Below are 21472 nucleotides of genomic sequence, written 5' to 3' on the forward strand. Positions count from 1 at the left end.
CGGTGGCCGAGGCGACATTATGGTCAGCCGCCCTGCAGCTTCTTGAGGATGCTCATCGACTGCTCGGCACCGTTCTGCGGGGTCATCTCACCCGCTCGGTCGGTGATCTCGGCCCAATGCGCCGCGATGCCCTCGGGCGAGAGATCGTCGCCGCTGAGCAGCTTGCCCTGCGTCAGCGTCACATAGGCCGCCTGGAACACGCCCGCGCCCGCGCCGATGATCATGTTGGTCGGCGACTCTTCCGAGACGAGGTAGAGCGCAGCGGGGGCGACCTTCTCGGGCGCGAAGGCGGCGAACGCCTCGGCCGGGAACAGGTCCTCGGTCATCCGCGTGCCGGCGGTCGGCGCGATCGTGTTGACCTTGATGTTGTTCTTGGCACCCTCGATCGCGAGCGTCTTGGTGAGCCCGGCAAGGCCGAGCTTGGCCGCGCCGTAATTCGCCTGGCCGAAATTGCCGTAGAGGCCGGTCGACGACGCGGTCATCAGGATGCGGCCATAATTCTGCGCGCGCATCGTGTCCCACACCGCCTTGGTGACGTTGGCCGAGCCGTTGAGGTGGACGTCGATCACGAACTTGAAATCGGCCGGCTCCATCTTGGCGAAGCTCTTGTCGCGCAGCACGCCGGCGTTGTTGATGAGGATGTGAACGCCGCCCCAGGTCTCCTTGGCCTTGGCGACCATTTCGACCATCTGCTCATATTCGGTGACGCTGCCGCCGTTCGAGATCGCCTCGCCGCCGGCTGCCTTGATTTCCTCGACGACCATCAGCGCCGCGTCGGAATGCCCGGTGCCATCGCGCGAGCCGCCGAGATCGTTGACCACGACCTTCGCGCCGCGCTTGGCGAGTTCGAGCGCATAGGCGCGACCGAGACCGCCGCCGGCGCCGGTGACGATGGCGACCTTATCATCGAAACGGATGGACATGGATGGACTCCTCTAGGTGGTTTGAGGCGCGTCCTAGGCATTTGCGCGCCACGTGCAAGCCGCGATCGGCATACTGCAGATACGAAAAAGCCGGCGTGCAGAGCTTCTGCACGCCGGCCGTAACGGCAAGTCTGGCAGGCTGCGGCCGGAAAAATTCCGGCGCTGCCTTAGCGCTTGTGCATGCGCTTGCCGTGAACGCGCGCACCAGCGGCGTTCGAACGCTCGGTGCAACCATCCTTCACCGTCCGCGAGCACGGCGGGTAGTCGCCGGTCGCTGCCATCGGTGCCGACGGCGTCGCCATCGCAGCATTCGCGGCGGGGGTTGTCGTCGGCTGCGCCATTGCCGGATCAGCAGCGGGGGCAGCGGGCTGTGCCATGGCGGGGTCTGCGGCGGGAGCGGGCTGGGCGGGCATGGTCTGCGCCGGGGCCGGCTGGCTCATCGCGTCGGGGGTAGCCGGGGCGGGCGTGGTTTGCGCCAAAGCGGGCATGGCGACGGCAGCGGCGAGCGCCGCGAACATCATGATCTTCATAAACAGTCTCCTGCGAACGGGCAGCTTGGTGTGCTGCTCGTCGGGTCAAACGCACATTGTGCCGCATGGGTCCCAATAATCTTTACGCTCCCGAATCGAGTGCGTAGCCCGCCGAGCGCACGGTGCGGATGATATCGGGGCGGTCGCCGCGGTTGATTGCCTTGCGTAGGCGCCGGATGTGGACGTCGACGGTGCGGCTCTCGATATCGCTGTCATGGCCCCACACCGCATCGAGCAGCCGCTCGCGCGAGAAGACCCAGCCGGGATGCTCGAGGAAATGCTTGAGCAGGCGGAACTCGGTCGGCCCGAGCGGGATGACCTCGCCCGAGCGGCGGACCTTGTGGCCGACCGTATCCATCTCGATGTCCGAATAGGTCAACTGCTCGCCCGCCAGCGCCGGGCGCACGCGGCGCAGCACCGCGCCGACACGCGCGACGAGTTCGCGTGGAGAGAAAGGCTTGGTGACGTAATCGTCGGCGCCCGTTTCGAGCCCGCGGACGCGATCCTCTTCCTCGCCGCGCGCGGTCAGCATGATGATCGGCACGTTGGCGGTCTCGGGCATGCGGCGCAGGCGGCGGCACACTTCGATCCCCGACAGCCCCTCGACCATCCAGTCGAGCAGCACGATGTCGGGCGTGTTCTCCTTGGCGAGCAGCAGCGCTTCCTCGCCGTCGGGCGTCTGCGCGATCTCGAAATCCTCGCGTTTGAAATGCCAGATCAGCAGCTCGGCGAGCGCCGCATCGTCTTCCACCAGCAGCATTTTGGCGCGGGCCATATCGTTTACTCCGTCAGGCTGGGAAGGGCGCCACGGTCGCGTTCGACCATGTGCGTACCGGTTGCGGCGTAGTAGATCATCTCGGCGATGTTCGTTGCGTGGTCACCGACGCGTTCGAGATTCTTGGCGATGAACAGGAGTTGCGTGACCTGGCCGATCGTCCGCGGGTTCTCCATCATGTGGGTGACGAGCACGCGGAACAGGCTGTTGTAGAAATCGTCGACTTCGCGGTCGCGCCGGCACACTTCGACCGCGGCATCGGGATCGCGCGCCGCGAATGCGTCGAGCGCATCGTGGACCATCCGCACTGCGAGCGCCGACATCGCGGGCAGCACCGAGAGCGGTTCGATCTCGCCATGGCTGTCGATCGAGGGGACGCGCTTGGCGATGTTCTTGGCATAATCGCCGATCCGCTCGATCACCCCGGCGATCTTGAGCGCGGCGACGACTTCGCGCAGATCGTCGGCAAGCGGCGCGCGCAGCGCGATGATGCGCACCGCGAGCTGTTCGACCTCGAGCTCGAGCGCGTCCAGTTTCTTGTCGCCCGCAATGATGAGCTGCGCGCCTTCTAGATCGTGGCGGCGCAGCGCTTCCATCGCGCCGGCGATGGCGTGCTCGGCCATTCCGCCCATCTGCGCGATGAGGCCACGGAGCTGGCCGATATCGGCATCGAAGGCCTTAACCGTATGATCGTTCAATGGCATGTCCTCTCAACCGTACCGGCCGGTGATGTAATCCTTGGTACGTTCCTGCCGAGGATTGGTGAAGATGTCCGACGTCGCACCATATTCGACCACGCTGCCGAGGTGGAAGAAGGCGGTCCGCTGCGAGACGCGCGCGGCTTGCTGCATGTTGTGCGTGACGATCACGATCGCGTAGCGGCCCTTCAATTCGTGGATCAACTCCTCGATCTTGGCGGTCGCGATCGGATCGAGCGCCGAGCACGGCTCGTCCATCAGGATCACCTCGGGATCGACCGCGATCGCGCGTGCGATGCACAGCCGCTGCTGCTGACCGCCCGACAGCGCGGTGCCGCTGTCGGTCAGGCGATCCTTAACTTCGTCCCATAACCCGGCGCGGCGCAGCGACTGTTCGACGATCGCGCTGAGCTGGCTCTTGTTCCCGGCAAGGCCATGGATGCGCGGTCCGTAGGCGACGTTCTCGAAGATCGACTTGGGGAACGGGTTTGGCTTCTGGAACACCATGCCGACGCGGGCGCGGAGCTGCACCACGTCCATCTCGGGGGCGTAGATATCCTCGCCGTCGAGGGTGATGTCGCCCTCGACCTTGGCCGAGGCGATGGTGTCGTTCATCCGGTTGAGCGTGCGCAGGAAGGTCGACTTGCCGCAGCCGGACGGGCCGATCAGCGAGGTGACATGATCCGATCCGAAATCGAGCGACACGTCGTCGATCGCCTTCTTCGCGCCGTACCAGACGGTGACGTGCTGCGCGGAAATCTTGGGATGATTGGTCAGGGTCACCAGCGGGTCTCGAATTTGTTGCGGAGGTAGATCGCGAAGCCGTTCATCGCGAGCAGGAAGACCAGCAGGACGATGATCGCCGCACTGGTCTTTTCGACGAAGCCGCGATCGATCTGATCGGACCACAGGAAGATCTGCACCGGCAGCACGGTCGCCGGATCGGTCAGCCGCGCGGGCGGCGAGGCGATGAAGGCGCGCATGCCGATCATCAGCAGCGGCGCGGTCTCGCCGAGCGCGCGCGCCATGCCGATGATCGTGCCGGTCAGGATGCCGGGGAGGGCGAGCGGCAGGACGTGGTGGAAGACGACCTGAATCGGGCTTGCCCCGACGCCGAGCGCCGCATCGCGGATCGAGGGTGGGACGCCCTTGATCGCGTTGCGGCCGGAGATCACGATGACCGGCATCGTCATCAGCGCGAGCGTCAGGCCGCCGACGATCGACGCCGAGCGCGGCAGGCCGAACGTGCCGAGGAACACCGCGAGCCCGAGCAGGCCGAAGATGATCGACGGCACCGCGGCGAGATTGTTGATCGAGACCTCGATCAGATCGGTCCAGCGGTTCCGCGGCGCATATTCCTCGAGATAGAGCGCCGATAGCACGCCGACCGGGAAGGCGATCAGCAGCGTCACGAGCATGGTGAACAGCGACCCCTTGAACGCGCCCCAGATGCCCGCGCGCGTCGGATCGTTGGAATCCGACGACGTCAGGAACGGCAGGTTGAAGCCCGTGGAGATCGCCTGGCGGGCCTGCAGCTTTGCGACGATTGCCTCGGAGGCGGGATCGCCCGGGCGCTTGGCGGCGACATCGATCGTGTCAGCGGCGGGCACCCAGATCGTCGTACGCGCGCTGAGCAACGCCGGGTCGCGCTTCAACGCTTCGCGGACGCGCAGCCAGCCGCCGTCGGACACCCAGCGATCGCCGTCGGGGCCGAACGCGGCTCGGGCCGAGCTGTCGGTCAGGCCTTCGATATTGGCGGTCGACAGTGCCAGATCGGCGCCGGGCCCGCGCAGTTCGGCAGGCGTCAGCAGCAGGCCCGAATGCGCGAAGTCGACCGGGAGAGCGATCCGCGTCTGCAGGAACCCGCTCGCGCCGTTATACACCATCGTCACGAGCAACACGGCGAGGAACCCCGCCGAGAGCACGACCGCTGCCAACCCGAGCAGCCGGAAGCGCCGCTCGGCGGCATAGCGCTTGCGGATGCGGCGCTGCATCGATTGCGTGCGCCAGTCGGTCGGTGCGCGCTCGGCGGGGCCAGTCGCGGTGGTCGCGACGCCGGGGACGAGCCCGCTGAGGGGGGGAGCGTCACTCATAAGCTTCGCGATACCGTTTCACGACCGTCAGCGCGACGATGTTGAGGAGCAGGGTGATGACGAACAGCGTGAGCCCGAGCGCGAAGGCGGCAAGCGTCTTGGGGCTGTCGAACTCGGCCTCGCCGGTGAGCAGATCGACGATCTGCTTGGTGACGGTCGTCGCGCTGGCGAACGGGTTGAGCGTGAGCGTGGCAACGCCGCTCGCGGCCATCACGACGATCATCGTCTCGCCGATCGCGCGGCTGACCGCGAGCAGGACGCCGCCGACGACGCCGGGCAGTGCGGCCGGGAGCAGCACGCGCCGGATCGTCTCGGACGAGGTCGCGCCCATCGCGAGGCTGCCGTCGCGCATCGCGCCCGGCACGGCGGCGAGCGAATCATCCGCCATCGAGGACACGAACGGGATAATCATCACCCCCATCACCAGCCCTGCGGCAAGCGCGCTTTCCGAACTCGCCCAGGTAATGCCGAGCGACACCGCGACATCGCGCACCGCCGGCGCCACCGTCAGCGCGGCGAAATAGCCGTAAACCACGGTCGGCACGCCCGCGAGCACCTCGAGAATGGGCTTCATCCAGCGCCGTGCGCGCGGCGTCGCATATTGCGTGAGGTATACCGCGCTCATCAGCCCGAACGGGATCGCGACGAGCATCGCGATCACCGCGCCGATGAAGAAGGTGCCCCAGAACAACGGCACCGCGCCGAGCGTCTTGCCCGGGTCGGCGGGATCGATGACCTGCGGGCTCCAATGCGTGCCGAACAGGAAATCGGTGATTGGCACGACGCTGAAGAAGCGCCACGATTCGAACAGCAGCGACGCAACGATCCCCATCGTCGTCACGATCGCGATCAGCGAGGCGGCGAGCAGGCACGCCATCACGACGCGTTCGATCTTGCTGCGCGCGCGGAAATCGGGGCGGACGCGGGTATAGGCGAACCCGCCGGTCGCGAAGGCGAGCAGCAAGGCGACCGCCGAGCCGATCCAGTCGTTGCGATTCTGCGCGGCGGCATAAGCCGGCGCGAGTTTCTGCGACAACGGGTTGAACGCGCCGAAGCTGTTGCCCGAAGCAAGGCTGCGCGCTTCGGACAGGATCGCCGCACGGTCGAACCCCGGCGGCGGCAATTGCGCGGCGACGGGATCGTGCAGAACGCGGTCGGTCACCAGCGCGGGCGAGGTCGACGCCCAGACGCACAGAAACAGTGCGGCGGGCAGCACCGTCCACAAGGCGACATAGCCGCCGAAATGCGACGGCAGCGAGCTGAACCGCGCGGTGCTGCCGCGGCGGAAGCCGACGGCGCGCATCCGCGCCGTCAGCCAGCCGATCAGGCCGAGCCCCGCGATGACGAGGGATAGAGTAAGGATCGACAAAGCGGGTGTTTCGACTTCGTGTTCGAGGTGTGGAAAAGGCGGTCAGAGCAGCTTGGACGGATCCAGCGTTGCTTCGGCCTTGATGATCTCAGCGCTGCGCTTGCGCACGTCGTCGGGCGCGGCGATCAGCCCCTTGGCGACGAGCGGTCCCTTGGGATCCCACGACTGGGCGTAGACCGCGAGGAATTCGCGCAGGCCCTTGATCGCGGTGAGGTGCGCCTTCTTGACGTAGAGGTAGAGCGGTCGCGAACCCGGATAGGCGCCGCGCGCGATCGTCTCATAGGTCGGCTCGACGCCGTTGATCGGTACGCCGTTGAGCTTGTCCTTGTTTTGCTCGAGATACGAATAGCCGAAGATGCCGATCGCATTGGGGTTTCGACTGGAGCTTCTGGACGATCAGATTATCGTTCTCGCCGGCATCGACATAGGCGCCATCCTCGCGGATCGCGGTGCAGCTCTTGGCATAACCGGCGGCGTCCTTTTCCTTCTTGTCGGCGAGCGCCGGGTTGATCGCGTCGCAGCCCTTGGCGAGGATCAGTTCGGCCAGCGCATCGCGCGTGCCGCTGGTCGAGGGCGGGCCATAGACCTGGATCGGGATTGCGGGCAGCGCCGGGTTGACGTCCTTCCACGTCTTGGCGGTGTTGGGCTGGCCCATCGGGCTGGCGGCGAGCGCCTTGTAGAGATCGACCGCGGTCAGCTGCAGCTTAGGGCCGCTCTTCGATTCGGCGAAAGCGACACCGTCGAGCCCGACCTGGACCTCCAGGATCGCATCGACGCCATTGTCCTTGCACAGCCGATACTCGCTCGCCTTCATCCGACGCGAGGCGTCCTCGATGTCGGGATGTGCCGCGCCGACACCGGCGCAGAACAGCTTCATCCCGCCGCCGGTGCCGGTCGATTCGATCGCGGGCGATTTCATGCCCGGCGTCTTGTTGATGAGCTGCTCGGCGACGATCGTGGTGAAGGGGAACACCGTCGACGACCCGACGACGGTGATGTGGTCGCGCGACCCCGCACCCCCGCCATTCGCCTGATCCTGGCAAGCAGTCAGTGCCAACGCTACCGCACTGCAGGCGGCAAGAGCGATGATCGCGCGTTTCCGGTTCATGGAATCTCCCCTCGGACCGGATGGTCCGTAGAGTCGCGATAGCAGTGCGACAGGCAGCCTGTGTGACACTGTGGTTACAGTTTGATGACAGTGCCCGTCTGACCGTGCGCAGGAAGCAGAATTGTCACGGTCGTGCCCTTGCCCACGATGCTCGCGACATCGAAGCGGCCGCGGTGGCGTTCGATGATATGTTTGACGATCGCGAGGCCGAGCCCGGTCCCGCCAGCCGCACGGCTGCGGCCGGGATCGACGCGGTAGAAGCGCTCGGTCAATCGCGGGAGATGTTCGGGCGCGATGCCTTCGCCCTCGTCGGTCACGCTGATCCGCACCATGCCGGCCGGATCGCGCCACAGCTTGACCGTCACCGGCGTGCCGGCGCGGCCATATTTCATCGCGTTGCCGATGAGATTGTGGAGCACCTGGCTCAATTGCGCGCGGTCGCCCGCGACGGGTGGCACGCTCAGGTCGAGATCGGCGACGATGTCGGTACTGCGCTTGTCCTGCGCGTCGAGCAGTTCGGAGCGCACTTCGCCGATCAGCGCGCCGACATCGACCGCGCGATCCGGCAGGCGATATTTTTCCGCCTCGATCCGGCTGAGCGAGATGAGATCCTCGACCAGCCGTTGCATCCGTCGCGCCTCGTCGAACATGATCTTGAGGAAGCGCCCGCGGACCTGCGCATCCTCGCCCGCTTTGTCGTCGCCGAGCGTCTCGATATAGCCGAGGATCGAGGCGAGCGGGGTGCGCAGCTCGTGGCTGGCATTGGCGACGAAATCGACGCGCATCCGCTCGGCGGCGTAATTGCCGGTGCGATCGACGAGCTGGACGATGCGCTGCCCGCGCGCCGCCGGGCTGACATGCATCTCCCAATGCTGGTCGAGTGTACCGAGCCCGACCAGGTTGATCGGCCCTTGCGACGTCTCTCCGGCGGGCCCGGCAAGCCGCTCGGCAGCGCCGGGATGGCGGATCGCGACGCGGACATCCTCGCCAACGATATGCTTGCCGAGCAGCCCGAGCGCGACCGCATTGGCCTGCGTGACGCGACCTTCGGCGACGATCAGCACGGGTTCGACGATCGCCTCGATCACATCCTGCGTTTCGGGCGACACCAGCACGGCGGGCGCGGGGACGGGGCGGGGCGTCTCGATCGGCCCGTCGCCGGTTCCCGTCGCAACGAGCGCCGCCGCGATTCCGCCGACAAGAGTGACCAATGCGGGCTGCAGATCGCCGGCGAGCAGAAACACCGCGATCGCCGCGACCACGATGAGGCCGATCGCCGTGATCGTACGAGAACCGAAACCTTGGAGCATTTGGCTGCTTTAGCCCAAAGATGCTTAAGCTCGATAGCCTTGCTTGCCAGCGATTTGCGAATGTGAAATGGCTGTCACCATGACCGACGTTCCGCCCGAAAGCCCGAATGCAACGCGTCGCCGCGCGCTCATGCTAGGCGCGGCCGGTGCCGCCGCGGTCGTTTCGATCCGTCCGGCGCTCGCCGCGACCACCGCGTCGATCTCGACCTGCGAGATCCCGGTGCCCGATCCCGGGCGGGCTGGGAGCTATATCGCCGCCGACGGGACCACCGTCCCCGCGCGGACCCCGGGCGCGTTTGCCCCGCCCGGGCGACCGTTCAAGGGCGAAGAGGTCAAGACTGCGCTCGCCGGCGGGCAGCTGCCGGGGACGAATTACCAGCAGAGCCGCGCCTACACCAATTACATCCGGCGGCTGCAATCGGGGACGAGCGGCTTCACCTGCTTCGCGTCGTTGCAGATGCCGCGCGGCTGAGGCCGTGGATCCGGCGGACGAGACCGTCCTCTACCGCATGGCGCGGGCCGAAAGCCTGAGCATCGTCCATCTCGACAGTTTCGCCGCGGTCTATCACCGCGCCTCGGGTATCACGCACCTGATTACCGCGCCTGCGCCCGAGATTCTCGCGACGCTCGGCGAGGCGGGGATGACGCGCGTCGCGCTGCTCGAGCGGCTCGCGCGCGACTATGCGCTGGGCGATGCCGATGCCGATGTCCTGCGCGAGCGGCTCGACGAACTCGTCGCGACCGGCCTGGTGTCGCGGGCATGAAGCATGTCTTCAATGTCGCGATCGGGCCGGTCGGGTTCCGCATCGGCTCGGACTGGCGCGCGCCGATCGCGCAGCTCGAGACGCTCTATCGCGCGTATCCGCGGCCTGCCGATGACGTTCCCGATTTTACCGTGCGGTTGTTTGCCGCGCGACCGTGGCGGCGCGTCCTGCGTCCGTCGGTGATGATCGGCGGCGATTTCGTGCTGCCCGAGGCGGCGCCGCTGCCGCTCGCCCAAGGACTGCTCGCCGCCGAGATGGGGATGAACCTGCAGATGGCGCTCGGGCAGCGCCGCTATCTGCTGCTCCACGCCTCGGTCGTCGAGCGCGATGGTCAGGCGCTCGTGATGACGGGCGTGTCGGGCGCAGGCAAATCGACGCTCGCCGCGTTGCTGTCGCTGCGCGGATGGCGGCTGATGGGCGATGAATTTGCATTGCTCGATCCCGAAACGGGACATCTCCATGCCTTTCCGCGGCTCGTCAGCCTCAAGAATGCGAGCATCGCGACCGTTGCGGCGGAGGCGACCGCGGATCGCTTCGGCCCCCTGCTAGAGGGAACCCCAAAGGGCACGATCCGGCATTTCGTCCCCGATGCGCAGGCGATCGCAACGATGACGCAGCCGGCGCGCCCGGCGCTGATCCTGTTCCCGAGCTTCGGCTTCGAACCCGCCGCACGCGATGTGGCGCCGAGCGAGGTGTTCGTGCGGCTGACCCAGGCCTCGACCAATTATGTCGCGCTCGGCGAGCGAGGCTTCGACGCATTGACGCGCCTCGTGACCTCGGTCCCGGCGCGCGCGATCGACTATCCCGATACCGCCAGCGCGATCGCGCAAGTGGAGGCGGCGTGGGCCGCGCGATGATGCGCCGCGCGCCCGACGGCTGGCTGCTGGCGCGCGCGCTCCGCCTGCCGGAAAGCACGCTGGGGTTGGACGCCGACGGCTGGACTGCCTTGCTCGCGATCGCGCGCGCCGAACAGATGCTTGGCACGCTGGCGTGGCGGCTTGGCGAGGTGCCAGTCCCGGCCGCGGTTGGACGGATCCTCGGCGATGCGGCGCGATCCGCGGAGCAGGGCCGCGTCGTCGCCTTGTGGGAAGCCGAAGCCGCCCGCCGCGCGCTGGCGCCGCTCGGCGAGCGTGTCGTCTTGCTCAAGGGCACTGCCTTCGTCGCGGCCGATTTGCAGGCAGGGCAGGGGCGGTCGATCGGCGATCTCGACATCCTCGTGCCGCGTGCCTCGCTCGATGCGGTCGAGACTGCGTTGCTCGAAGCCGGGTGGGAGTGGGTGAAGCCCGACCCCTATGACGACGCATATTACCGGCAGTGGATGCACGAACTCCCGCCGCTGATCCACCGCGACCGCGACCGGATGATCGACGTCCACCATACGATCTTGCCGCTGACCGCGCGGGTGACGCCCGATGCGGCGGCGCTGCTCGCCGATGCGGTCGAGGTCGCGCCGGGGCTTTGGGCGCTGTCGCCTGAGGACATGATCGTCCATGCGGCCGCGCATCTGTTTGCAGATGGCGATCTGGCGGGCGGGATGCGCAACCTGTGGGATATCGACCAGCTTTGTCGCCAGCTCGCGGCAACGCAGGCCGACTTCTATGTGAGTCTTTACGGGCGCGCCGCGGAGGCGGGCCTGTCTTCTCAGGTCCAGCGCGCGCTACGCCTTTGCTGGCAGCTCTATGATACGCCGGCTGTCGGATACACCGCGCCGATCAGGATCGACCTGAACAAGCGCTGGTCCGACCGACTTTACCTTCGTCGGGTCACTGCGCGCGACGGATGGGGCCGGGCGACGCGCCCGTTCACGCGGATGGCGTTCTACATCCGCTCGCACTGGCTGCGGATGCCGCCCGCGATGCTCGCGCGCCACCTGTGGACCAAGTGGCGCAAGGGCGGCGCCGGGCCGGCCTCAGGCTGACAGACGATCGAGCGCCGGCAGCAGTTCGTCGAATGAATCGATCACCGCATCGGCGCCCAGCTCCTCGGCAGGCGCGACCGGGAAGCCGAAGCTGACCGCGATGCCGGGGATTCCGGCGTTTTTCGCCGCCATGATGTCATAGACCGTATCGCCGACGAACGCGGCGCGAGTCGATCCGATTTGGCCGCCGCAGCGCCGGATCATCTCGTCGATCGGTGCGCGATTCGGCTTTGACAGGCCAGGGCCCATCGTGTCGCCGCCGATGAGGCAGGCGAAGCGTTCGGTCAGTCCAAGATCGGCGATGAGCGTGCGCGCGAAACCTTCGAACTTGTTGGTGACGACCGCGCTCTTGATACCGCGCGCGTCGAGCTGGTCGAGCGCTTCGATCACCCCGGGAAAGAGCCGCGTATGGACCGAGATATGCGCGCCGTAATAGGCCAGCATCCGCTTGTAGAGCGGCTGGAACTCTTCGGGGGTGCAGCCGCCAGTCGCCTCGAGCCCTTGCGCCAGCATATGCTTGGCGCCGCCGCCGAGCATCGTCTTGACCTGCGCCACGCTGAGCAGCGGTCGCCCGGCCGAGGCGAGCGTGTCGTTGACCGCGGCGGCGAGGTCGCCGCTGCTGTCGACCAGGGTGCCGTCGAGGTCGAACCCCACGATCTTGAATGAATTCGTCGTCATGCGCTCCCGCCTGGCAGGGTTGCTATGGAATTGGCAAGTCCGGCGTGGCAGGGCTGGCGCCATGGACAGCCTTTCTTGCCCCCCCATCGCCGCCATCATCCTTGCTGCCGGCAAGGGCACCCGGATGAAATCGGACCTGCACAAGGTGCTCCACCCGATCGCCGGGCGGCCGATGCTGCTGCACCTGGCGGCAAGCGTCGCGGCGCTCGATCCAGCGCGGACCGTCGTCGTGACGGGCGCCGGGCGCGAGCAGGTCGAGGCGGCGGTTTCGCCACTCGGGATCGCGACCGCGCTGCAGGCCGACCAGCTCGGGACCGGGCATGCGGTGGCGCAGGCGGAAGCGGCGCTCGGCGGGTTCGCGGGCGATGTGTTGATCCTTTATGGCGATGTGCCGCTCGTCTCCTCGCACACGATGCAGGCGATGCTCGACCGGCTGAACGCGGAAGACGCGCCGGTGGCGGTCGTGCTCGGTTTCCGCCCCGCCGATGCCGCGGCGTATGGCCGAATCATCGCCGAGAACGGCGTGATCGCCAAGATGGTCGAGTATAAGGACGCGACCCCCGCCGAGCGCGCCGTCGACCTGTGCAATTCGGGGCTGATGGCGGTGCGCAGCGCCGATCTGTTCGCTCTGCTCGCGCGCGTCGGCAACGACAATGCGGCGGGCGAATATTACCTTCCCGACATTGTCATGCTCGCCGCCGCCGACGGCCGCCGCTCGGCGGTGATCGAGACGGGCGCGGCCGAAGTTGCCGGCGTCAACAGCCGCGGCGAGCTGGCCGCGGTCGAGGCATCGTGGCAGGCACAGCGTCGCACGCGGGCGATGGCCGATGGCGTCACGCTGATCGCCCCCGAGACCGTGTGGTTCGCGCACGACACGCAGATCGGGCGCGATGTCGTGATCGAGCCCAACGTCTTCTTCGGCCCCGGTGTCACCGTCGGCGACGGCGCGGTGCTCCATGCCTTCAGCCATATCGAGGGCGCGACAATCGGTGCCAAGGCCGAAGTCGGCCCGTTCGCCCGCCTGCGTCCCGGTGCGGTGATGGGCGAGAAGTCGAAGATCGGCAATTTCGTCGAGATGAAGAAGGCCGTGCTCGGCGCGGGCGCCAAGGCGAGCCATCTGACCTATCTCGGCGATGCCGAGGTCGGCGCGGGCGCCAACATCGGCGCCGGGACGATCACCTGCAACTACGATGGCTTCTTCAAGGCCAAGACGATCATCGGCGAAGGCGCCTTCATCGGATCGAACTCGGCGCTGGTCGCCCCGGTGACGATCGGCGCGGGCGCGATCGTCGGTGCGGGGTCAGTGATCACCGCCGATGTCGAAGCCGATGCGCTCGCGCTCGGTCGCGGCAAGCAGGAGGGAAGGGCGGGTTGGGCCAAGCGCTTCCGCGACGCAATGACGGCGAAAAAGGCCAAGGCTTGACGTGATATACCTGCGTGATATCATTTTCGGATGGCGCGGATTCTTGCCGATCTTGCCGATGATGACATCCGGTGGCTCGATGCGCGCGCTGCTGAACAAGGGAAGTCGCGTGCGTCGGTGTTGCGAGAGGCGGTCTCCGCCTACCGCGCCGAGGCGCCCAAGGATTGGCTCGAGGCGGGCTTCGGTGCCTGGAAGGATCGCGTCGATATCGGCGATTCGGTCGAGTGGCAGCGCCGCGAACGCGCATCCTCGACCCGTCCGTGGGACGATGATTATGAGGACACGAAAGCGGAATTCCCCGATCTGTTCGATGCGGAGGACGATCGGCAGCGGCAGATATATCTCGACATGCTCGCGGGTAAATATCCCGAGCCCCAATATCCTCAAAACCGGTGAGCAGCTACACCTTCGACTCGAACATCATCATTGATGCGCTCGCCGGGTTCGAACCCGCGCTCATCGAGATCCGGCGCGCCGCGAGCGATGGATCGCGCGCCTGGATCAGCCGAATGGTGTGGATTGAAGTCTTGTCGAAGGGAGCGGGAAACCGCCTGAAAAATGCTGAATTGTTCATGGCGGGTTTCGGGATCGATGATATCGACCAAGCGATCGCGACACGCGCGGCGGCGTTGCGGCGCGAACGGCCGCGTTTTAAATCCTCTGACGCGATCATCCTCGCGTCAGCGCAAGTTCACGGTCGCGTGCTAGTGACCCGCAACACCCAGGATTTTCCGGCGAATATGCCGGGGGTCCGTGTACCCTATTACCTCTAATTCGGACGACATTCCATGTGTGGCATCGTTGGCATCCTGAGCACCGAGAACGTCGCGGACCGTCTGCTCGACGGTTTGAAGCGGCTCGAATATCGCGGCTATGATTCGGCCGGCATCGCCACCGATTTCGACGGCGCGATCGAGCGGCGCCGCGCGTCGGGCAAGCTGATCAACCTCGCCAACGAACTCGCCGCGCATCCGCTGCCCGGCAAGACCGGGATCGCGCATACCCGCTGGGCGACGCATGGCGGCCCGACCACCAACAACGCGCATCCGCATGCGACGGGCGAAGTCGCGGTCGTCCACAACGGCATCATCGAGAATTTCAAACCACTGCGCGATGAGCTGATCGCGCGCGGGCGGACCTTCACCAGCGAGACCGACACCGAGGTCGTCGCGCATCTGATCAGCGAAAAGGTCGAGGCCGGCCTGTCGCCAGAGGACGCGGTCCGCGATGTGCTTCCCCGCCTCCACGGCGCGTTCGCGCTCGCCATCCTGTTCCGCCAGCATCCCGACCTGCTGATTGGTGCGCGGCTCGGCTCGCCGCTCGTCGTCGGCTATGGCGAGGGCGAGATGTATCTCGGCTCCGACGCGCTCGCGCTCGCGCCGCTGACGCAACGCATCGCCTATCTCGACGAAGGCGACTGGGTCGTCCTCACCCGCGAGGGCGCGCAGGTCTATGACCGCGCCAACACGCCCGTCGAGCGCGCGATCACGATCTCGGGCGTCACCGGCGACCTCGTGTCGAAGGGCAACCACAAGCATTACATGCTCAAGGAAATCTACGAGCAGCCGATCGTCGTCGCCCAGACGCTGCGCTCGTACCTCCAGCGGATGGAAGAGCGCGTCACGCTGCCGATCCCCGAGTTCGACCTCTCGACGATCAAGCGCGTCACGATCGTCGCGTGCGGGACCAGCTTCTACGCGGGCATGGTCGCCAAATACTGGTTCGAGCAGTTCGCCCGCGTGCCGGTCGATCTCGATGTGGCTAGCGAATTCCGCTACCGCGCGCCGGTGATGGAGGAGGGCGGTCTGGCACTGTTCATCAGCCAGTCGGGCGAGACCGCCGATACGCTCGCCGCGCTCCGCCATGCCCGCGCCGAGGGGCAGATCATTGCGGTCGTCGTCAACGTGCCGACCAGCTCAATGGCGCGCGAAGCCGATCTGCTCCTCCCGACGCATGCCGGCCCCGAAATCGGCGTCGCCTCGACCAAGGCCTTCACCTGCCAGCTCGCCGTGCTCGCCGCCCTTGCCGCCAATCTCGCGCGCGCCAAGGGCAAATTGAGCGCCGCCGAGGAGAAAATGATCGTCAAGCATCTGGCGGAAGCCCCCGCCGCGCTCAACGGCGCGCTCGCCTATGACGAAGCGATCGAGGCGATGGCGCATCACATCGCCGGCGCCCGCGACGTGCTCTATCTCGGCCGCGGGACCGACTATCCGCTGGCACTCGAGGGCGCACTGAAGCTCAAGGAAATCAGCTACATCCATGCCGAAGGCTATGCCGCGGGCGAGATGAAGCACGGGCCGATCGCGTTGATCGACGAGAATGTCCCCGTCATCGTCATCGCGCCGTCGGGGCCGCTGTTCGACAAGACCGTCAGCAATATGCAGGAAGTCCAGGCGCGCGGCGGGAAGGTCGTGCTGATCTCGGACTATGACGGCATCCAGGCGGCAGGCGATGGCTGCATGGCGACCATCACCATGCCCAAGGTCCATCCGCTGATCGCGCCGCTCGTCTATGCGGTGCCGGTGCAGCTGCTGGCGTACCATGTCGCGGTGATCAAGGGCACCGATGTCGACCAGCCGCGCAACCTCGCCAAGTCGGTGACGGTCGAATGAGCGCACCGACGATCGCCGGTGTCGAGCTTGGCGGGACCAAGGTGATCTGCGTCCTCGCGAGCGGGCCGAACGACGTGCGCGAGCGCGTCCAAATCCCGACCACCACGCCTGAAGAGACGCTCGGCGCGGTCGAGAACGTCTTGCGGCGCTGGTCGGGCTACGATGCGCTCGGCATCGCCAGCTTCGGCCCGGTGTCGCTCGACCGCAGTGCCGCCACGTACGGCTATATCACCGCCACCACCAAGCCAGGCTGGTCCGACACCGATGTCGGACTGCGGCTGGCGAAGGTTGCGCGCGTCCCGCTCGGCTTCGACAGCGACGTCAACGGTGCTGCGCTCGGCGAAGGCCGCTGGGGCGCGGCGTATGATGTCGAGGACCATGCCTATATCACTGTCGGAACCGGCGTCGGCGTAGGGCTGGTGCTGCAGGGCACCCCGGTCGCTGGGATGACGCATGCCGAGCTCGGCCACGTCCGTCCGGTACGGATGGCGGGCGACTCGTGGGGCGGAAGCTGCGCCTTTCATGGCGACTGCGTCGAAGGCCTGGTGTCCGGGACCGCGATCCGGGCACGCACCGGGTCGGCCGCCCAGGACTTGGCCGCGACTGATCCGGCCTGGCAGACCGTCGCCCATACCCTCGCGCAGCTTTGCCACACGGTGGTGCTGACGGGCATCCCGCGGCGGATCGTGATGGGCGGTGGCGTGATGGTCGGCGTACCGCAATTGCTTCCGGAGATCCGCACGCGGTTGGTGGCGAGCCTCGGCGGCTATGTCGCCGCGCCTGGGCTGTTGCTGATCGACCGCTTCGTCGTACCCGCCGCGCTGGGCGACATGGCAGGGCCGCTCGGCGCGGTGCAACTGGGGGCGCTCGCACTCGACCGCGGCTGAGTTTCGGATCGTCGTTTACGACGCATTAACCGCCTTGGCATACGAGTCCGCAACGGGCTTAAGTGCCAAATATCTTTCGGGCGGGTGGCTATGCAAATTCTGATCGTCGACGACGAACCGGCCATGCACGACAGCTATCGGCGCAGCTTCGCGCCGGCAGCAGTCGATACCGGTGCGCTCGAGGCGATGGCGGCCGAGCTTTTCGGCGACGACTCGGCCGATGCGGCATCCGACGAGACGATCGATTTCGCACTGACGCATGCGATGCAGGGGCTCGATGGCGTCGCGGCGGTCGAGGCCGCGCTGGCGTCCGACGCGCCTTATGCTGTCGCCTTCATCGACGTTCGGATGCCGCCCGGCATCGACGGCAAGGAGACCGCGACGCGGATCCGCAAGCTCGATCCCAACATCAATCTCGTCATCGTCACCGGCTATTCCGACTTCTCGCCGATCGAGATCGCCAAGGTCGCCGGCCCCGCCGACAAGATCTTCTACATCGCCAAGCCGTTCGAAGTCGCCGAAGTCACGCAGATGGCGACCGCGCTTGCGCATCGCTGGCGCGGCGACCGCGAACTCGCCGAGGCGCGCGAGACGCTCGCTGCGCAGGTCGTCCAGCTCCAGGAACAGGGCCATGAGCTCGCCGCGAACGAAAGCCGCGCGATCCACATGGCGAACCACGATTCGCTGACCGAGGCACCCAACCGGCTCGCCTTCCGCCGCGCACTGACCGATCGCGCGCAGCATCCTGGCCAGTTCGCGGTGGCGATGGTCGATCTCGATCGCTTCAAGCTGGTCAACGACACGCTCGGCCATCTCGCCGGCGACGAACTGATCCGCACGATCTGCGACATCCTCCAGACCTCGGTTCCCGCGGGCGGTCTCGTCGCGCGGCTTGGCGGCGACGAATTCGGGCTGCTGTTCGACACGCTCGGTGCCGAAGCCGCCGAAATGGAATGCCAGCGGATCCTGAAAGCCTGCACGGGCACCTTCAAGGTGCTCGGCAATTCGGTCCAGGGCGGCGCGTCGTTCGGCCTGATCGTCACCGAGCCCGGCGAAACGCGCGACCCGACCGATCTGATGCGCCGCGCCGATCTCGCGCTCAACGACGCCAAGCGCGAGGGCCGCGGCGTCGTGCGCCTGTTCGATGAGGGCATGGACGAGAATATCCGCCTGCGCCGCGCGATCGAGGGTGGCCTCGCGCAAGCGATCGCCAAGGGCGAGCTGAGCCTGGTCTATCAGCCGATCGTCGCGCGCGAGCAACTCGAGATCGTCGGCTTCGAGGCGCTGCTCCGCTGGAACACCAATGACCATGGGCCGATCAGCCCGGCGGTGTTCATCCCGATCGCCGAGGAAACCAACCTCATCCACGAGCTCGGCGACTGGGTGCTCGGCGAATCGCTCAAGGTGCTGGCCGAATGGCCGGGCCAGTATGTCTCGGTCAATTTCTCACCGCGCCAGTTCCGCCGTCACAATTTCGTCGCGCGGCTCGTCGAGACCGTCCAGCGCGCCGGGATCGACCCGCGCCGCGTCCAGATCGAGATTACCGAGACCGCGATCTTCGACGATGCCGATCGCGCCGCCGACACGCTCTACAAATTGCGCCAGATGGGCTTCCGCATCGCGCTCGACGATTTCGGCACGGGCTATTCGAGCCTCTACAACATCCGCAAGTTCGCGCTCGATTGCCTCAAGATCGACCGCAGCTTCATCGACGGCATGGGGCGTGAACGCGAATCGGCGGCGATCGTCCATTCGATCATTCATCTTGGCCATGCGCTCGGGCTCGGCGTGATCGCCGAAGGCGTCGAGACCGAGGCGCAATTGCAGGCGCTGCGCGTTGCCGGCTGCAGTCACATGCAGGGGTATTTCTTCTCGCGGCCAGTGACGCAGGAGGTCGCGTGCGAGATCGCGCAGGCGCGCTATATGCTCGATCCCGCGGCAGCCGACGCCGTCGAACCGGGTAACGGGACGCACGGCTGATGCGCCGGCCCTCGCGCACCGCGCGCGGCCGGATCGTGGCGCTGCGCGAGCCGAGCTCGCTCGGCGCCAAGCTCGTTCTCGTCCTCATGGGGATCGGCCTGGTCGGCTCGATTGCGCTGACGGCATTGCTTGCGGCGCTGATCGTGCCGAGTTTCAACCAGCTCGAGGACAAATCGGTCGCCGCGCATGTCGAGCGGACGCGCGCCGCGCTCGGGGATTTTGCCGCCAAGGTCGAGGGCGCCGTGCGCGACTATGGCGATTGGACCGCCAGCTACGAGTATATGATGCATCCGACCCTCGAGTTCGAGAAGGAGAGCTTCTCGACGCTCGCGATGGTCAATCTCAACGTCGACGGCATGGCCTATGTCGGCAAGGACGGCCGGATCGTGATCGCGCGCTGGCGTAATCCACCGGGGCGTAGCGAGTTCGTCGCGGCGCTTGGCAAGACCGATTTCAGCCACGTGCTGGGGCGGCAAAGTTCGGGCCATTATTATCTGCGGCTCGGCAACGAGCTCGTCGCGGTCGGTGTCGCCGAGGTGCGCCGCAGCGACGGCACGGGTGATCCGCGCGGTTATGTGCTGATCGCGCGGCGGATCACGTCGAAGACGCTGTCCGACGTGCTCCAGCTTCCCGCGGCGATCGATTTCACCAACCGTCCCGATACCGATGCGATCGTCTCGGCGCGGTCGACGATGCGGATCGCCGTGCCGATCCGTGGCGCCGACGGCCATGCCGTCGCCAGTGCGGCGTTCAGCGTCGCGCGCGATCTCTCGCTGCTCGGCCAGCGCATGCTGCTGCTTGCCGTTGCCGGCTCGACGTTGTTGCTGCTGGTCGTCCTTGCGATGCTGCGGCGGATGATCGCGATGCTCGTGCTGCGTCCGCTCGCGCGCGTCGAAAGCCATATGCAGATGGTGCGAACCTCGGGCTCGCTGGGCCTGTTGCCCGACGAGCCGCGGCAGGATGAAATCGGATCTTTGCGCAACAGTTTCAATGCGATGCTAGAACAATTGAAGGATTTGCGCGAGCAGCTCGAAGTGCAGAGCTTTGCGCTCGGCAAAAGCGAGAGCGCAGTCGCGGTGATGCACAATGTCCGCAACGCGCTCAATCCGATCAGCACGATCCTGAGCAAGGGAATAGCGCAGGCGCCGCCGGTCGATCGCACGGTCCTCGACCGCGCGATCGCCGAACTGGGCAAAGACGATCTGCCCGCGGCGCGGCAGGCCAAGCTGCTCGCCTTCGTCATGGCGGCAGTCGAGGCCGAAGCGCAGGATCGTGCCGACCGCCAGCGCGAATTGCAGATCGGCCGCGAGGCGATGAGCCATGTGCTCGAGATCATCGGCGACCAGCAAAGCGCCGCGCACGAGCGGCCCGAGGTGGCACCGTGCGACGTGACCGAGATCCTCGCCAAAAACGCGACGATCGCGCGCTATTCGGGCAGCGTGTCGATCGCGTTCAGCTTCCCGGCGCACCCGTGCCATGTGATGGCCAGCCGCATCATCTTGAGCCAGGTGATCGGCAATCTTTTCTCCAACGCGGCCGATGCGATTGCCGCGACGGGCACGGCGAGCGGATCGATCACCGTCTCGATCACCGAGACCGAGGGCCGCGCAGTGATCGCGATCCGCGACGATGGCGAGGGCTTTGCCGCCGAGAACGCGCCGACGCTGTTCCAGCGCGGCTTTTCGACGCGCAAGCACAAATCGGGCGGCCTGGGGCTGCACTGGTGCGCCAATTCGATGGCGGCGATGCACGGGTCACTGCGGCTCGAAAGCGAAGGCGTGGGGAAGGGGGCCTATGCACTCCTCACGCTCGCACTCGCGCCCAAGGCCGAGCAGACGCTGGCGGCCTAGCCCGCTTCTCTTACGGCGCGGGCGCGGGCGCTCCCGCGGCGATCGTCGGCGCGTCGAAGGCGATCCGCTGATTGTTGGCGAAGGTGAAGGTCAGCGTGACGGCGCGACCCGGCTTGATCCCCGGGTTCATGTCGAACAGCATAAGATGCTTGCCACCCGGCGCGAACACCACGGTCGAGCCGGAGCGGATCGGCACGTCGCCCAGCGGTTTCATCGCCGCCATCCCGCCCGACTGCATCGATTCGTGAAGCTCGTTCTTGACCGAGACCTCGCTGCTCACCGCGATCAGCGCAGTGTCGGCGGTGCCGCCATGGATCGTGAAATAGGCGACCGCGGGCCGGCTCGGCACCGCGGCGAGCCGGATATAGGCCTTGTCGACCGAAAGCTTGGGCGGGCCATCGCCGCACGCGCCCAGCGCAAGCGCCGCAACCAGAACCCAAGACCTGCGCATACGAAACTCACCTGCTTCGGGAACAACTTGTGACGCTGTACGTGCGGAGCAATCTTGCGACAAGCGAAAGCCCCCCTATATCGCCGGAGTGAAGTGTCGCGTT

21 protein-coding genes and 1 pseudogene are annotated in these 21472 nt (G+C 66.6%); 11 read left to right on the plus strand and 11 right to left on the minus strand.

The window, feature by feature from the left end; all coding sequences use genetic code 11:
* Positions 1-23: 23 nt before the first annotated feature.
* From ACVWYO_RS17695 to ACVWYO_RS17735, 9 genes and pseudogenes are all read right to left on the minus strand, one after another.
* Positions 24-923 carry an SDR family NAD(P)-dependent oxidoreductase gene (locus tag ACVWYO_RS17695; protein WP_457353013.1) on the minus strand — a complete coding sequence of 300 codons (900 nt, stop codon included), beginning with the start codon at positions 921-923 and terminating at the stop codon, positions 24-26.
* 167 nt (positions 924-1090) lie between these two features.
* On the minus strand, positions 1091-1453 hold the full coding sequence (locus tag ACVWYO_RS17700) for a hypothetical protein (protein WP_457353015.1): 363 nt from the start codon (positions 1451-1453) through the stop codon (positions 1091-1093).
* Positions 1454-1535: 82 nt separating this feature from the next.
* Entirely contained in the window at positions 1536-2228 is a 693-nt protein-coding gene (gene phoB / locus ACVWYO_RS17705) for a phosphate regulon transcriptional regulator PhoB (protein WP_010187105.1), read from the minus strand.
* Between the two features lie 5 nt (positions 2229-2233).
* Complete coding sequence (gene phoU / locus ACVWYO_RS17710) at positions 2234-2932, minus strand: phosphate signaling complex protein PhoU (protein ID WP_457353018.1); 699 nt, start codon at positions 2930-2932, stop codon at positions 2234-2236.
* Positions 2933-2938: 6 nt separating this feature from the next.
* Positions 2939-3709 (minus strand): phosphate ABC transporter ATP-binding protein PstB, encoded by a 771-nt coding sequence (gene pstB, locus ACVWYO_RS17715; protein ID WP_457353020.1) that lies wholly within the window; start codon positions 3707-3709, stop codon positions 2939-2941.
* Positions 3706-4920: a phosphate ABC transporter permease PstA gene (pstA, locus tag ACVWYO_RS17720; protein WP_457355035.1), complete on the minus strand. Its 1215-nt coding sequence runs from the start codon at positions 4918-4920 to the stop codon at positions 3706-3708. The genes pstB and pstA overlap by 4 nt, the downstream gene beginning before the upstream one ends.
* Before the next feature lie 91 nt (positions 4921-5011).
* Positions 5012-6388, minus strand: a complete 1377-nt coding sequence (pstC, locus tag ACVWYO_RS17725) for a phosphate ABC transporter permease subunit PstC (RefSeq protein ID WP_457353022.1) — start codon at positions 6386-6388, stop codon at positions 5012-5014.
* A gap of 42 nt (positions 6389-6430) precedes the next feature.
* Positions 6431-7496: pseudogene (locus tag ACVWYO_RS17730) on the minus strand (substrate-binding domain-containing protein).
* 74 nt (positions 7497-7570) lie between these two features.
* Positions 7571-8806: an ATP-binding protein gene (locus ACVWYO_RS17735; RefSeq protein WP_457353024.1), complete on the minus strand. Its 1236-nt coding sequence runs from the start codon at positions 8804-8806 to the stop codon at positions 7571-7573.
* Positions 8807-8885: 79 nt separating this feature from the next.
* Here ACVWYO_RS17735 and ACVWYO_RS17740 point away from each other — a divergent pair, with 79 nt between their 5' ends.
* From ACVWYO_RS17740 to ACVWYO_RS17755, 4 genes are read left to right on the plus strand one after another with little or no spacing between them, the layout of a single operon-like run.
* The gene (locus tag ACVWYO_RS17740; protein WP_140849509.1) at positions 8886-9278 is read left to right on the plus strand and encodes a hypothetical protein; all 393 of its coding nucleotides are present in this window, start codon (positions 8886-8888) and stop codon (positions 9276-9278) included.
* Between the two features lie 4 nt (positions 9279-9282).
* On the plus strand, positions 9283-9570 hold the full coding sequence (locus ACVWYO_RS17745) for an HPr-rel-A system PqqD family peptide chaperone (protein WP_457353027.1): 288 nt from the start codon (positions 9283-9285) through the stop codon (positions 9568-9570).
* The gene (locus ACVWYO_RS17750; protein WP_457353029.1) at positions 9567-10427 is read left to right on the plus strand and encodes an HprK-related kinase A; all 861 of its coding nucleotides are present in this window, start codon (positions 9567-9569) and stop codon (positions 10425-10427) included. The genes ACVWYO_RS17745 and ACVWYO_RS17750 overlap by 4 nt, the downstream gene beginning before the upstream one ends.
* Positions 10427-11488: a nucleotidyltransferase domain-containing protein gene (locus ACVWYO_RS17755; protein ID WP_457355037.1), complete on the plus strand. Its 1062-nt coding sequence runs from the start codon at positions 10427-10429 to the stop codon at positions 11486-11488. The genes ACVWYO_RS17750 and ACVWYO_RS17755 overlap by 1 nt, the downstream gene beginning before the upstream one ends.
* Here ACVWYO_RS17755 and ACVWYO_RS17760 read toward each other — a convergent pair.
* Positions 11480-12166, minus strand: a complete 687-nt coding sequence (locus ACVWYO_RS17760; RefSeq protein WP_457353031.1) for an HAD hydrolase-like protein — start codon at positions 12164-12166, stop codon at positions 11480-11482. The genes ACVWYO_RS17755 and ACVWYO_RS17760 overlap by 9 nt on opposite strands.
* Before the next feature lie 61 nt (positions 12167-12227).
* On the opposite strand from ACVWYO_RS17760, the gene glmU reads away from it, so the two are divergent.
* The 7 genes from glmU (at position 12228) to ACVWYO_RS17795 (ending at position 20918) form a co-directional block, all read left to right on the plus strand.
* Positions 12228-13589 (plus strand): bifunctional UDP-N-acetylglucosamine diphosphorylase/glucosamine-1-phosphate N-acetyltransferase GlmU, encoded by a 1362-nt coding sequence (gene glmU / locus ACVWYO_RS17765; protein WP_457353033.1) that lies wholly within the window; start codon positions 12228-12230, stop codon positions 13587-13589.
* A gap of 30 nt (positions 13590-13619) precedes the next feature.
* Complete coding sequence (locus tag ACVWYO_RS17770) at positions 13620-13985, plus strand: CopG family transcriptional regulator (protein ID WP_457353035.1); 366 nt, start codon at positions 13620-13622, stop codon at positions 13983-13985.
* On the plus strand, positions 13982-14362 hold the full coding sequence (locus tag ACVWYO_RS17775) for a PIN domain-containing protein (protein WP_457353037.1): 381 nt from the start codon (positions 13982-13984) through the stop codon (positions 14360-14362). Before ACVWYO_RS17770 ends, ACVWYO_RS17775 begins: the two co-directional genes overlap by 4 nt.
* Positions 14363-14377: 15 nt before the next feature.
* Positions 14378-16201, plus strand: coding sequence for a glutamine--fructose-6-phosphate transaminase (isomerizing) (glmS, locus tag ACVWYO_RS17780; protein WP_457353039.1), 1824 nt, complete (start codon positions 14378-14380; stop codon positions 16199-16201).
* Complete coding sequence (locus ACVWYO_RS17785; RefSeq protein ID WP_457353041.1) at positions 16198-17088, plus strand: ROK family protein; 891 nt, start codon at positions 16198-16200, stop codon at positions 17086-17088. Before glmS ends, ACVWYO_RS17785 begins: the two co-directional genes overlap by 4 nt.
* A 90-nt stretch (positions 17089-17178) precedes the next feature.
* Positions 17179-19068: a putative bifunctional diguanylate cyclase/phosphodiesterase gene (locus ACVWYO_RS17790; RefSeq protein ID WP_457353043.1), complete on the plus strand. Its 1890-nt coding sequence runs from the start codon at positions 17179-17181 to the stop codon at positions 19066-19068.
* Positions 19068-20918, plus strand: a complete 1851-nt coding sequence (locus ACVWYO_RS17795) for an ATP-binding protein (RefSeq protein ID WP_457353046.1) — start codon at positions 19068-19070, stop codon at positions 20916-20918. The genes ACVWYO_RS17790 and ACVWYO_RS17795 overlap by 1 nt, the downstream gene beginning before the upstream one ends.
* A gap of 10 nt (positions 20919-20928) precedes the next feature.
* Here ACVWYO_RS17795 and ACVWYO_RS17800 read toward each other — a convergent pair whose 3' ends face one another.
* A complete protein-coding gene (locus tag ACVWYO_RS17800; RefSeq protein ID WP_457353048.1) occupies positions 20929-21369 on the minus strand; it encodes a copper chaperone PCu(A)C in 441 nt (146 codons plus the stop codon).
* Positions 21370-21472: the final 103 nt, after the last annotated feature.

The sequence above is a fragment of the Sphingomonas sp. UYP23 genome (genome assembly GCF_054059235.1).

Bases quoted from the DNA above. Each gene is read 5' to 3' on its own strand.
- ACVWYO_RS17795 (WP_457353046.1), top strand. From the start codon at position 19,068: ATGCGCCGGCCCTCGCGCACCGCGCGCGGCCGGATCGTGGCGCTGCGC.
- ACVWYO_RS17740 (WP_140849509.1), top strand. From the start codon at position 8,886: ATGACCGACGTTCCGCCCGAAAGCCCGAATGCAACGCGTCGCCGCGCG.
- ACVWYO_RS17735 (WP_457353024.1), bottom strand. From the start codon at position 8,806: ATGCTCCAAGGTTTCGGTTCTCGTACGATCACGGCGATCGGCCTCATC.
- glmS (WP_457353039.1), top strand. From the start codon at position 14,378: ATGTGTGGCATCGTTGGCATCCTGAGCACCGAGAACGTCGCGGACCGT.
- pstA (WP_457355035.1), bottom strand. From the start codon at position 4,920: ATGCAGCGCCGCATCCGCAAGCGCTATGCCGCCGAGCGGCGCTTCCGG.
- ACVWYO_RS17790 (WP_457353043.1), top strand. From the start codon at position 17,179: ATGCAAATTCTGATCGTCGACGACGAACCGGCCATGCACGACAGCTAT.
- ACVWYO_RS17760 (WP_457353031.1), bottom strand. From the start codon at position 12,166: ATGACGACGAATTCATTCAAGATCGTGGGGTTCGACCTCGACGGCACC.
- phoB (WP_010187105.1), bottom strand. From the start codon at position 2,228: ATGGCCCGCGCCAAAATGCTGCTGGTGGAAGACGATGCGGCGCTCGCC.
- ACVWYO_RS17700 (WP_457353015.1), bottom strand. From the start codon at position 1,453: ATGAAGATCATGATGTTCGCGGCGCTCGCCGCTGCCGTCGCCATGCCC.
- phoU (WP_457353018.1), bottom strand. From the start codon at position 2,932: ATGCCATTGAACGATCATACGGTTAAGGCCTTCGATGCCGATATCGGC.
- ACVWYO_RS17755 (WP_457355037.1), top strand. From the start codon at position 10,427: ATGCGCCGCGCGCCCGACGGCTGGCTGCTGGCGCGCGCGCTCCGCCTG.
- ACVWYO_RS17695 (WP_457353013.1), bottom strand. From the start codon at position 923: ATGTCCATCCGTTTCGATGATAAGGTCGCCATCGTCACCGGCGCCGGC.
- ACVWYO_RS17800 (WP_457353048.1), bottom strand. From the start codon at position 21,369: ATGCGCAGGTCTTGGGTTCTGGTTGCGGCGCTTGCGCTGGGCGCGTGC.
- glmU (WP_457353033.1), top strand. From the start codon at position 12,228: ATGGACAGCCTTTCTTGCCCCCCCATCGCCGCCATCATCCTTGCTGCC.
- ACVWYO_RS17750 (WP_457353029.1), top strand. From the start codon at position 9,567: ATGAAGCATGTCTTCAATGTCGCGATCGGGCCGGTCGGGTTCCGCATC.
- ACVWYO_RS17770 (WP_457353035.1), top strand. From the start codon at position 13,620: ATGGCGCGGATTCTTGCCGATCTTGCCGATGATGACATCCGGTGGCTC.
- ACVWYO_RS17785 (WP_457353041.1), top strand. From the start codon at position 16,198: ATGAGCGCACCGACGATCGCCGGTGTCGAGCTTGGCGGGACCAAGGTG.